Below are 11,532 nucleotides of genomic sequence, written 5' to 3' on the forward strand. Positions count from 1 at the left end.
CTGACCAAACAGTCTTACAGTATGTCCGAACTGGGGAAGTATTCGGAAGTGCGTTGCCTTGATTAGGCTCAGTGGGCTAGTCAAACACGTAAGATTTGGCTCTTACAAGCCCCGTCCCTCTTTAGGGCGGGGTTATTGACACTTTGTTTAAGATACGGGGATCGCCCTTATGTGTTAGCTGTGTAGACAAGAGGCTGTTTGTGTCAACTTGTGATTTGATTTTTTACTATAAAATTTTTAAAATCGCAAGACCAAAAAGGAACAACTTAACTTCAGTAGCCATCATGCACTGCGTACACCAGGGTGAATAAAATTTTTGACTCCTCCTACACACGCCAGGTGCTACAACGCTCTTAACCCGCGCAACGCACTGGCTCCCCTACACCCTCACACCCATTTTCAAGACAGGTATCAGTTAGCAAATCTTAAGTTAAACTTTCTGGATCTATACCCAAGGCTTTTAGCCGTTCTGCAAGCATTTGCGCTCGTTGTTCTGCTTCTATGCGGTGTTGTTCTGCTGCTAGGCGGCGCTGTTCTGCTTCTTGAATACGTTCTTCTGGCGTCAGCAACCTTTGGCCTTGCTCGTTATACCAGTACAACCACTCCCGTGTAATCCCTTGATAAGTTCCCCGTTCTCTGCCAATTCCTAAACCAATTTCACTTAGCCAAACTGGGTTTTCTGGCTGTAAGATATATTCGCCATTTACTAAGCGATACACTTCTAGAGGCGGTTTCTTGCGACGGCGTGGATTGTAGACCACGTAGTACAAAATCTCTAATTCTGCGTAGAATTCTTTTTTAGTAGTGTACTCGCCCCGATACTTCTGAGAAACAACTTCCAAAACTAAAATTGGTACTTTTTTCTCTTCCCACAGCACATAACTCAGGCGCAAATCTTCATCAATAAAGCGCTGAACTCCCAAACTAAGAAACCCATCAGGGACAATAGCAGGTTGATTAGGATCATAATAAATACCCATATCAACCCCAAAGAACCAATCCGAACGATCTGACCACAGCAAAGCCAGCATTGCTTTTAATAAGCTAGGAATTAAATCTTGTAGTTCGTTATCCACAGGTGTGTCGTCAGAATCGGGTAATTCCTCAGAAGAGGGTAAGCAGTTTAGGGGGTTGTAGTCTAACATGGGAGATTTGCAGAATTAAGATTCTACTATAGATTGTAGAGAATGATTCTGAAGAATAAATGTTGTAAAAGTCGCCGATACAAATCAGCAAATGCAGTCGGATTAAATCAAAATTGCCATTCGTGATTTGGATCGTCCAATGCAGCGCGGACAGATGTTAAATTGGCAAGGTCTTTGAATGGGCTGGATTTAGCTATTTGTGTAATTGAATTCAAAGCAAGGGCTAATTGCTCATTATTACCGGATGCGATCGCACTATCAACTACAGTAACCTTCTATATAGAGTTCCCTGAAGAACAAACTAATCACCCTTTTTTAGTAGCAGAATTTTCAAACTTCTATGAAGGTATCTCAGACAATTTCTCATGAAATTTGCGGATATTTGTTATCATCGTCATACTAAAGGCATAAAAAGAACACTATGATTGCTCAAGAAATGGTTCAACCTTCATTCTTCATGCGCTCTGGAGTTCGGATGAGCCTATTTGGAGATGTCTATATCTTTAAATTTACGGATGAATTACAGTCTCGGTTTGAAGAACTTTTGGGAAAGAACAAGCAAGACTTGCTGACCAAAGAAGAACGGGCTGAACTAGATGGAATCTCTGAATTATCGCGAATTTTTACCTTTATCAACGCCCAACTTGCAGCCCAAGCTAAATGGTGTTCAACTCAACGCGAAAATTTGTACGACGACGAGCCAGATTCCTCTGCGAGTATTGCCACTCGCCAGAATACCTAAGTCCAAATCGTTTCACTATTGACCATATTCTGCCTCAGTCTTTAGGCGGTTCCGATGATGTTGAAAATTTAGCTCTAGCTTGTCATCGCTGCAACGAGCGTCGCTACAACTTTACAAAGGGAACAGACCCTCAAACCCAGGAAATAGTACCTCTATTTCATCCTCGTCAGCAGCTGTGGTCTGAGCCTTTTATCTGGACAATAGACGGTTTGAATATTATTGGAAATACTCCAGTAGGTCGTGCTACGTGCGATCGCTTGGACATAAATGATGAAAGGCATGACGAGGGAGCAATTCGAGATGCTCGTAGGTTTTGGGTGCAAGCTGGTTGGCATCCACCTACTGACGATCCTTGTCAATCAGCTTGAATACATTTCGACTGTTTTGAATTAACACAAAAAAGGGCAGGCATAAAACCCGCCCCTAAATCATCACTAAAGGTAAAACTTTATTTGTTTTACCTTACTCAATCTCCGGCGCACTTAACGACACTTCCGGTGTGATTTGCTGTGCTAATGAAGGCACTGCATTACGCAATCTTTCTGTTAGCTGTACTGTTGTGGCATCGTAAACCTGAGTCAAAATCTTAGGATACAAACCAATGCCAATTATTGGTACTAACAAGCAAGCGATAATGAAGATTTCGCGGGGTTCGGCATCGATGAGTTTTTGGTGAGAGACTAACTCTTTGTTCTCCTCGCCGTAGAAAATTTCCCGCAGCATGGACAGCAGATAAATCGGCGTTAAAATAACACCAACTGCCATCAAGAATACGACAATAATTTTGAAGGTAGAGCTATAGGCGTCGCTAGTGGCAAAGCCAACAAAAATCATTAATTCTGCTACAAAACCACTCATTCCTGGTAATGCTAAAGACGCCAAAGAACAAGTCGTCCACATAGCGAAAATCTTACCCATTTTCTTACCGACACCGCCCATTTCATCCAACATCAGGGTGTGTGTGCGGTCGTAAGTCGCCCCTACTAGGAAGAATAAACTCGCCCCAATCAACCCGTGGGAAACCATTTGCAACATTGCCCCATTCAAACCTAAATCTGTGAAGGAAGCAATACCAATGGTGACAAAGCCCATGTGGGAAATTGAAGAGTAGGCAATTTTCCGCTTGAGGTTGCGCTGGGCAAAGGATGTTAAGGCGGCGTAGATAATATTAACTACCCCCAAAATTACCAATACAGGCGCAAAATAAGCATGGGCATCGGGAAGCATTTGGGCATTCATGCGAATCAAGGCGTAACCGCCCATTTTCAACAAAATCCCAGCCAGCAACATATGCACCGGGGCTGTAGCTTCACCGTGGGCATCTGGTAGCCAGGTGTGGAGTGGGAAGATGGGCAATTTGACAGCGTAGGCAATCAAGAAAGCAGCATATAGCCATAATTGTAGATTCAGGGCGATATTTTTCGCCGCGAGCGATCGCATGTCAAAGGTGACTGTATCGCCGTAAAATGCCATTGCTAAGGCAGCGACCAAAATAAACAGCGAACCGCCCGCAGTGTACAAAATAAATTTGGTTGCTGCATATTGACGCTTTTTACCTCCCCAAATTGCTAGCAGTAGGTAAACCGGAATTAATTCCAATTCCCACACCAGGAAAAACAACAGCATATCCTGGACGGCGAACACAGCAATCTGTCCGCCGTACATTGCTAGCAGTAAAAAGTAAAAGAGTTTTGGCTTGAGTGTCACAGGCCAAGCTGCTAAAGCTGCCAAGGTGGTGATGAATCCAGTCAAAATAATGAGGGGCATAGATAAACCATCTGCCCCTACTGACCAATTCAAATCCAGTTGTGGAACCCAAGGGTAACTCTCAAACAATTGCAAATCAGGGTTAGAGAAGTCATACCCAAGGTAAAAAGCAGTAACAATTAGTGCAAAATCTATCAGCCCAACAATCAGGGCATACCAACGTACTGTTTTGCCATCTTTATCTGGCAAGACAGGGATTAGCAGTGATGCTGCTATAGGTAATAGGATGATTGTAGTCAGCCAGGGAAAATTAGCTGTATTCATGAAGTCGCTCTTAAGGTTCGGCTATCTGCTACTAGCTATTAACTAGCAGTTTTTTCGTGATTTGGTTGTTATTTGTTAGGTTGATTTAACAAAAATCAAAAAATATGAAGGCAGGTGAACCGCTTGTCCTGCCTTCATCTAAAATAATCAGTTATCAGTTATCAGTTAGCACCGAAGGCAATAGTTGTGGATTTAATCTGCCGCCATTAGGCTATTTACTGATAACTGTAGCCTGCGGCAAGCCGCTGACGCGTCTACACTGATAACTGTTCACTGATTTAAGTGACACCAAAAACAATCACTAAGCCCAATACAGCAGCAAACACAATCAACGCGTAGAATTGAGCGCGACCGTTTTCGAGGTATTTCAAACCTTCTCCACTCACGAGGGTGAAAAAGCCTGTGAGGTTAACAGCACCATCAACAACGCGAAAATCTACTTCCATAACTTGTCTAGCTAACCGACGCAAGCCCAGGACAAAGACTTGGTGGTAAATGTCATCGAAGTACCACTTGTTGAGGGACAGGTTGTAAAGTGGTTTGATTTTGGCAGCGATCGCCACCGGATTGATTTTACCCCACAAATACATCAAGGAGGCGATGGTAATGCCGATGAGGGAAATTGCCACCGAAGCACCCGCCATAATGTAAAACTCATGCAGGTCAACTTCAGCAGCTTTGGCTATCACTTCTTCAAGGGTTTCATTGGGAGAGTAAATAAACTCCTCAAAGTAGTTACCAAAGGGCGTCCCCACCAAACCAATGAGTATCGAAGGAACTGCCAATAGTACCAAAGGCAGGGTCATTGTCCAGGGTGACTCGTGGGGATATTCACTGTGGCCGTGACCATGACCATGGTCGTTGTGGTGTTCGGCGTGGGCTTCTAGTTCTCCTTTGGTCATTGCACCGGGGCCAAAAGCAGGAGTTCTTTCAAAACCCGTAACTATGCCCATGCCAATAGGAGATTTGAGTTTTTCCCATAACTGGGTTTTATTGCCCCGGAATTGACCTTCAAAGGTGGTGAAATACATCCGGAACATGTAAAACGCGGTAATTCCTGCTGTTAGCCAGCCAACACCCCACAGCACCGGGTTCGAGGCAAACGCTGCACCGAGGATTTCGTCTTTTGACCAGAAACCAGCAAAGGGCGGAATCCCGGAAATTGCTACACAACCAATAAAGAAGGTAATTGCTGTAATTGGCATATATTTCCGCAGTCCACCCATCAAGCGCATATCCTGCGCCAAGTCGGGGTCGTGACCGACAACTGCTTCCATGCCGTGAATTACTGAACCAGAACCTAAAAACAGCATCGCCTTAAAGTAGGCGTGGGTCATCAGGTGGAAAAGTCCAGCACTGTATGCGCCTACTCCCATAGCCATCACCATGTAACCAAGTTGGGAAATGGTGGAGTAAGCCAAGCCCTTTTTGATGTCGTTTTGAGTAATCGCAATGCTTGCCCCTAAAAAGGCGGTGAATGCCCCAGTGTAGGCAATAGTGTCCATTGCTGCTGGAACATGTTCAAATACAGGGTACATTCGGGCAATCAGGAATACGCCTGCTGCCACCATTGTTGCTGCATGGATTAAAGCAGAAATGGGTGTCGGGCCTTCCATGGCATCGGGTAGCCAGACATGGAGAGGAAATTGAGCAGATTTGGCTACTGGGCCTAAGAAGACCAAAATTGCCAACAGGGCTGCCAGTATATTGCTCAGAGAACCCGTGTGAACGAGTTCGGTGAGGCGATCGCCCATAATTTGAAAATCAAAGCTTCCTGTTGCCCAGAATAGCCCTAGAATGCCCAACAACAAACCAAAGTCACCAACACGGTTAGTGACAAAGGCTTTTTGGGCTGCGTCTGCTGCTGACTTGCGATCGTACCAGAAGCCGACCAGCAAGTAGGAACACATCCCTACCAGTTCCCAGAAGATATAAATTTGTACTAAGTTGGGACTGACTACCAGACCCAACATTGATGAGCCAAACAGGCTGAGATAGGCATAAAACCTAACATAGCCAGGGTCGTGGGACATGTAGCCATCAGTGTAAACCATGACCAGGAAGGCTACCGTCGTCACAATCACCAGCATTAACGCTGTCAAGTGGTCAATTGTGTAGCCCATACTCAGATGAAAATTGCCAGCCGCAGCCCATTCTAGAGTGCGGGTGTAAGGGGCGTGTCCTTGTAGTTGGCTCCACAATATGGCAAACGACAGCCCCATAGCCGCTCCCATCAAGGAAATAATAAATGCGGCATTGAGCTGTCGTAGGCGGTTAGTCACCTGATTTAAAGAAATTAATCCCAGCCCTACCAGCATTGCTCCGAGGAGGGGCAATACTGGGATTAGCCAGGAATATTGATAGATTACTTCCATCACTGACGCCTACTTTTAGAATTCTTCATGAGCAAGGATGAAGGCTCAAGGATTAAGGATGAAAGAATGCACTAGTTGCAAATGGCTGTTGAGAGTGTCAACAAAGAGGAACTTTCACACCTTATGTTATGGCGAAGTCTAGTCTGTGGGAACAGTACAAGTCTCGACATAACTAAGCAATTAAACATTTTTTCATACTTCAACCTACCTGCAATCAGCCGCCCTAGTGGGCGTCTACATACTTCAGCCTTGAGTTGAGTAACTTGTCGATCTGTTAATAATTGTGACACACACCCTTTAGGATAAAATACCCCACCTGATACTGATTAGGTGGGGTAATTAAGTATAGTTTTAGATTTTGTCGTTGGTCATTGGTCATTCGTCAATTGTCCTTGGTCTAAATCCAATGACAATTGACCATTTTACAGACGCGTAGACGCTCGTAAGAGCGGCTTCAAGGTAAGAGTATAACCGCGTCTAATGACCAATGACCATTATGCTGACCGGCATCCTAAATCCGCTGTTGTGGGGGTATTGTAAGCACGGGAAGACTTGTCGTAGCTGAGTTTGATTTCTTCCAATGCTTGCAGCAAATCTTCACGACCGCGAAAACCTTCCAAACGTCTTCTGACAATGCCGTTTTCGATCAAAAGTAAAGTAGGTAGTGACTTGAGCCGGTATTTGGTAGACAATTTAAAATTGTCATCGGCATTCACATTAACTAATTTGATTTGCTCGTTGCATTTATCTTTAAATTGCAACAGCAATGGGTGTATGATGCGGCACAAACCACACCAAGGAGCTTCAAAATTTACTAAAACAGGAATAGGGGATTCTAAAACTTCTTGAGTAAATGTCCGCTCACTAACCGACAACACCATGATGCCTCTAATACTATAGGGTTTTTATATGCAACTTGCTATCAGCACAAGGGTAACGTAAGCCAGTAACTGCCGAATAGATGCTCTGGTAGGCATAACAGAAGATATGCAAATTTTCCAGCCTTGATAGTGGTAATTTTGCCGTTGACAAAAAAGCCAGCGCGGCATTCATACACATTGGCATTTGGGGATTTTGAACTCCAATTTATGCCTCTGCTGGGGAGGGAAATTAGACGCTCGGTATCTATCATTTACTCCCAATGATGACAATTGACCAGCAACTACTAGGACAAAATCTCAAATTGATTTGACCTACCCCCTCCACTGAACAGCTGTTTTCATTCATCGTACATTGATTTGGTAATCACAGATGAGCCGAAATCTTCATCTATTGTCTATTTTATGCTGTTGTGAATCGGGTTTTAGTCTAGGCTACCATTGTACCTTACTAGTTGCCACCAATAAAAGGGGATGGGACCACCACAATAGCAGCACAAATATAGCTACTCCAATATAAGCGGGACGAAGGAATTCTTGCCACCGTAGAGATTGACGTCCATCTAAAATAGCTGCAAAAGGAATAATGCTCGTACGCTGCTTAACTGCGGTAAAAGCCGAGCCATAACGCCAACCAAGTCGGCGATCGCCATGCCAAACCCCAAACAGGTGATGCAAAATCAAGCCCAAAGAAGTGACAAAGGTAAAAGTCGTACCCAACCACAAAGTATGGGCAATACACCAAATAACCTGTCCAACCATTTGGGGATGGCGAGTAATACGAATAATTCCTGTTTCGTAGAGATGGACTTGGGGCTTTTGAATGGCAGCAATTTCTAGTAGATTGAAAGTAGCAGGGTACAAAAACAAAAAAGAAATTGCCGATAGCATCCAAACCAATGGTTTTACCCAGGGTAGATATTGGACTTGCCACATTTGCAAACCATCATAACGGTGGTTAAAAAAGTAAACAATCAATATTACAGCTAAAGGTAAACTAACTAACGCAAAGATAATCCGATAAACTCGTGGGCCAATATATTTTTCTGCCCAAGGTCGCAATGCGGCTCCACCGCTATGAGCAATTGCAAAACTAAATTGTAGTCCCAACATTATAAAATGACTGGGGGTTAACCATGATGGCAGCATCATAATACACAGGTGAAGTAATTTAAAGAAAACTTAATTCAGTACAATCAATACCACAAAGTATTCAAAGGGGGACTTTAGTCAAGATGTTGTGTTACTGTCTTTTTCGGATAAATCCTCCGATTTTAATATGCAACAAATTATGCCCAGTCAGAATACTATGAATCACTGGTTTTTTGCTAATGCTGCTCCTTTCTTGTTTGTGGGTTGAGCCTATATGTCTGACCTTCCATTCACACTAGATCAGTTACGGATTCTGAAAGCGATCGCCCAAGAAGGGAGCTTCAAGCGCGCCGCTGACAGTCTTTACGTTTCCCAACCTGCCGTCAGTTTGCAAGTGCAAAATTTAGAACGGCAATTAGATGTTCCCTTGTTTGACCGTGGAGGACGTCGTGCTCAGTTAACTGAAGCAGGACATTTACTCCTGAGCTATGGAGAAAAAATTCTCAGTCTTTGTCAGGAAACCTGTCGCGCTATTGAAGATTTACAAAATCTCCAAGGCGGTACATTAATTGTTGGTGCTTCTCAAACCACCGGTACTTATCTTCTACCCCGAATGATTGGGTTGTTCCGACAAAAATATCCTGACGTGGCGGTGCAATTACATGTCCACTCTACCCGCCGCACTGCTTGGAGTGTAGTGAATGGACAAGTTGATTTGGCAATTATTGGTGGTGAAATTCCTGCGGAATTAGGGGAATCTTTAGAGATTATTCCCTACTCAGATGATGAATTGGCGCTGATTTTACCTGTATTCCATCCCTTTGGCAAACTTGAAACCATCCACAAAGAAGACCTATATAAATTACAATTCATTGCCCTTGATTCTCAATCAACAATCCGCAAAGTCATAGACCAAGTGTTAGCGCGTCATAATATTGATACACGGCGTTTAAAAGTGGAAATGGAACTCAATTCTATAGAAGCAATTAAAAATGCTGTGCAATCTGGTTTGGGAGCTGCTTTTGTCTCGACTTCTGCCATTGCTAAAGAATTGCAAATGGATGTGTTACATTGTGCTCCCATTGAGGGTGTTGTTGTCAAGAGAACACTGTGGCTGATTTTCAATCCCAATCGCTATAGATCCAAAGCAGCAGAAGCTTTTAGCCGGGAAATTCTACCCCAGTTTGCTGCACCTGGATGGAATATAGATGTGTTAAAATCATCGCAAAATCACAAGAGTTTAGCAATCAACACCACATTGGACTTAGACAATTCTCACTCAGACGAAAGTTGATATTTAGTCATTTGTCATTTGTCACTTGTCATTTGTCATTTGTCATTTGTCCTTTGTGAAGAAGCTAATGATTAATGACCGATGACCAATGACTCATGACTAAATGACTATTGACTATTGACAAAAATGGAAATTTACTGTACACGTCCTGGTTGCCCCCGTCCACGCAACTATTTTTCAGATTTAGATGATCATTCTATTTTGAGAACTGTGCAGCAAAAATACTGTACTACTTGTGGAATGCCGTTGATTTTGGTTGGTCGTTATTTGCCATCAAAATTATTGGGACGAGGTGGTTTTGGAGCAGCGTTTTTAGCCTGCGATCGCTATACTCCAGGAATGCGTCAGTGTGTGGTGAAGCAATTCCAGCCAGCAGGTAATCTCAGTTCAACTCAACTGCAACTCGCACAAGATTTATTTGAGAGAGAAGCCACAGTCTTAGAAGATATAGGCTCTCAACACGATCAAATTCCTGATTTATTCGCTTATTTCCCAGTCATAGTTTCTAGTTTTTCTCAACCAGGACAACAAGACCAATTTTTTTATCTGGTTCAAGAATATATAGATGGACAGAACTTAGAAGAAGAGTTAGCGCAGAAAGGTAAATTCTCTGAGCAAGAAGTATTAGATGTGCTGCAAGATATTCTCAAAATCTTGCAGTTTGTCCATCACAAGGGCATCATTCACAGAGATATCAAACCGTCCAACATTATGCGCCATCGTAACGGTAAGCTTTATCTGTTAGATTTTGGCGCCGTGAAGCAGGTAGCAAATGCACCCCCCGGAGGAGTTGGTTCTTCGACTGGCATTTTTTCTCTGGGGTTTGCACCACCTGAACAGATGTCCGGTGGACAAGTCTTTCCATCTACAGATTTATATGCTTTGGCTGTGACAATTGTGATGTTGTTAACAGGTGAAAAAGATGTAACCAAGCTATTTGATGTATATAATAACCAGTGGAAATGGCACGAGCGTGTTTCTGTCAGTCCTTTACTGGCAAATACTCTTGATAGAATGCTTTTACCTGCTGCTAATCAGCGCTTTCAGTCAGCCCAAGAAGTGTTAGATGCTCTTAATTTAACTGTTCAGCCCATAACACCAACACATATTCACCCCCACCAACCCACACAATTACCGCCACAAACAAAATCGCAACCACAGTCTAGACATCAGCCTCCGCAACAAACACCATTGTCTGCGACTTTGCGGGTTGCACCGTTGTCTACTTTAGAATTACTAATCGGGGCTGGATTTAGTGGTTTTGAAGGCGGATTGATTGCGATCGCATTGTATAGTGTACTGCGTTCGATAAATATTACTTTAGCTGCTTGTGCTGTGATTTTGGCAGTATTGCTTTTTGGGCAAAAGCAACGCTGGATTGAAAAAACTGAGATGTTAGTGTTTGCAGCAGGAACATTCACAGCGATATTTTTTGTCCCTTTTTTGCGATTTGGCCTAACTATTCAGCAAGTGATGATCATAGCTATTGCTGGAGGTTTGGTGGCGATCGCTATTACAGCTTTATTCCGTCTGATTTATAAATTATTAACTGTATTTCTTTCTAAATAATTAGGACTAGACCTTTTAAGGTGTAATGTACTTTTCTTGGTGTCTTGGTGTCTTAGTGGTTAAAAAATCGACTTTTGAAACACCAAGACACTAAGACACGAAGGTGAAAAGCCTAAAATTCGGTCATTTTTGTGAGGATTTTTACTCATCTTGAAAGGGCTAGTCATAAGGATAATGTTTTTGAGCTTAACCGAAATGTATTGGGAGCGATCGCGCGCACAAAATAATTCTTCAAACTAAATGGGCAAACTGGATGGATTTTTTTTAACCCACATTCCGCACTTCATTTTGTAGCACATATACTAGTACTAATAGATACAATTTCAATTAAATATAATCACGTAAATTAGTGAGTAATTAATATAGACAGTATGACAAACATTACTAACTGTTTGAAATCCTCATG

At 43.0% G+C, this 11,532-nt stretch carries 9 protein-coding genes; 4 read left to right on the forward strand and 5 right to left on the reverse strand.

Annotated elements, in window-relative coordinates:
• Positions 1-425: 425 nt before the first annotated feature.
• The gene (locus ACE1AT_RS25320; RefSeq protein ID WP_374873445.1) at positions 426-1,145 is read right to left on the reverse strand and encodes a Uma2 family endonuclease; all 720 of its coding nucleotides are present in this window, start codon (positions 1,143-1,145) and stop codon (positions 426-428) included.
• A 421-nt stretch (positions 1,146-1,566) separates the two neighbouring features.
• Between ACE1AT_RS25320 and ACE1AT_RS25325 the strand changes: the two genes are divergently transcribed.
• Both ACE1AT_RS25325 and ACE1AT_RS25330 read left to right on the forward strand, forming a co-directional pair.
• The gene (locus ACE1AT_RS25325; protein WP_374873447.1) at positions 1,567-1,887 is read left to right on the forward strand and encodes a hypothetical protein; all 321 of its coding nucleotides are present in this window, start codon (positions 1,567-1,569) and stop codon (positions 1,885-1,887) included.
• Positions 1,806-2,255 carry an HNH endonuclease gene (locus ACE1AT_RS25330; protein WP_374873449.1) on the forward strand — a complete coding sequence of 150 codons (450 nt, stop codon included), beginning with the start codon at positions 1,806-1,808 and terminating at the stop codon, positions 2,253-2,255. Before ACE1AT_RS25325 ends, ACE1AT_RS25330 begins: the two co-directional genes overlap by 82 nt.
• Before the next feature lie 94 nt (positions 2,256-2,349).
• Here ACE1AT_RS25330 and ndhD1 read toward each other — a convergent pair whose 3' ends face one another.
• The 4 genes from ndhD1 to ACE1AT_RS25350 all read right to left on the reverse strand — a co-directional run bounded on the left by ndhD1 (position 2,350) and on the right by ACE1AT_RS25350 (position 8,323).
• A complete protein-coding gene (gene ndhD1 / locus ACE1AT_RS25335; RefSeq protein ID WP_374873451.1) occupies positions 2,350-3,918 on the reverse strand; it encodes a photosynthetic/respiratory NAD(P)H-quinone oxidoreductase subunit D1 in 1,569 nt (522 codons plus the stop codon).
• 278 nt (positions 3,919-4,196) lie between these two features.
• Entirely contained in the window at positions 4,197-6,293 is a 2,097-nt protein-coding gene (locus ACE1AT_RS25340) for an NAD(P)H-quinone oxidoreductase subunit 5 (protein WP_374873454.1), read from the reverse strand.
• Positions 6,294-6,787: 494 nt separating this feature from the next.
• Entirely contained in the window at positions 6,788-7,174 is a 387-nt protein-coding gene (locus ACE1AT_RS25345; protein WP_017310387.1) for a thioredoxin domain-containing protein, read from the reverse strand.
• 432 nt (positions 7,175-7,606) lie between these two features.
• A complete protein-coding gene (locus tag ACE1AT_RS25350) occupies positions 7,607-8,323 on the reverse strand; it encodes an NnrU family protein (protein WP_374873457.1) in 717 nt (238 codons plus the stop codon).
• A gap of 214 nt (positions 8,324-8,537) precedes the next feature.
• Here ACE1AT_RS25350 and ACE1AT_RS25355 point away from each other — a divergent pair, with 214 nt between their 5' ends.
• Complete coding sequence (locus tag ACE1AT_RS25355) at positions 8,538-9,557, forward strand: LysR family transcriptional regulator (RefSeq protein WP_374873459.1); 1,020 nt, start codon at positions 8,538-8,540, stop codon at positions 9,555-9,557.
• Between the two features lie 126 nt (positions 9,558-9,683).
• The gene (locus ACE1AT_RS25360; RefSeq protein WP_374873461.1) at positions 9,684-11,126 is read left to right on the forward strand and encodes a protein kinase; all 1,443 of its coding nucleotides are present in this window, start codon (positions 9,684-9,686) and stop codon (positions 11,124-11,126) included.
• Positions 11,127-11,532: the final 406 nt, after the last annotated feature.

Origin of the sequence: Pelatocladus sp. BLCC-F211 (assembly GCF_041928655.1) — a bacterium.
Lineage (GTDB): Bacteria > Cyanobacteriota > Cyanobacteriia > Cyanobacteriales > Nostocaceae > Pelatocladus.

What these genes read in the sequence shown, in the direction of transcription:
- ACE1AT_RS25360 (WP_374873461.1), top strand. Translation starts at nt 9,684, where the DNA reads ATGGAAATTTACTGTACACGTCCTGGTTGCCCCCGTCCACGCAACTAT.
- ndhD1 (WP_374873451.1), bottom strand. Translation starts at nt 3,918, where the DNA reads ATGAATACAGCTAATTTTCCCTGGCTGACTACAATCATCCTATTACCT.
- ACE1AT_RS25350 (WP_374873457.1), bottom strand. Translation starts at nt 8,323, where the DNA reads ATGATGCTGCCATCATGGTTAACCCCCAGTCATTTTATAATGTTGGGA.
- ACE1AT_RS25340 (WP_374873454.1), bottom strand. Translation starts at nt 6,293, where the DNA reads ATGGAAGTAATCTATCAATATTCCTGGCTAATCCCAGTATTGCCCCTC.
- ACE1AT_RS25320 (WP_374873445.1), bottom strand. Translation starts at nt 1,145, where the DNA reads ATGTTAGACTACAACCCCCTAAACTGCTTACCCTCTTCTGAGGAATTA.
- ACE1AT_RS25345 (WP_017310387.1), bottom strand. Translation starts at nt 7,174, where the DNA reads ATGGTGTTGTCGGTTAGTGAGCGGACATTTACTCAAGAAGTTTTAGAA.
- ACE1AT_RS25325 (WP_374873447.1), top strand. Translation starts at nt 1,567, where the DNA reads ATGATTGCTCAAGAAATGGTTCAACCTTCATTCTTCATGCGCTCTGGA.
- ACE1AT_RS25330 (WP_374873449.1), top strand. Translation starts at nt 1,806, where the DNA reads ATGGTGTTCAACTCAACGCGAAAATTTGTACGACGACGAGCCAGATTC.
- ACE1AT_RS25355 (WP_374873459.1), top strand. Translation starts at nt 8,538, where the DNA reads ATGTCTGACCTTCCATTCACACTAGATCAGTTACGGATTCTGAAAGCG.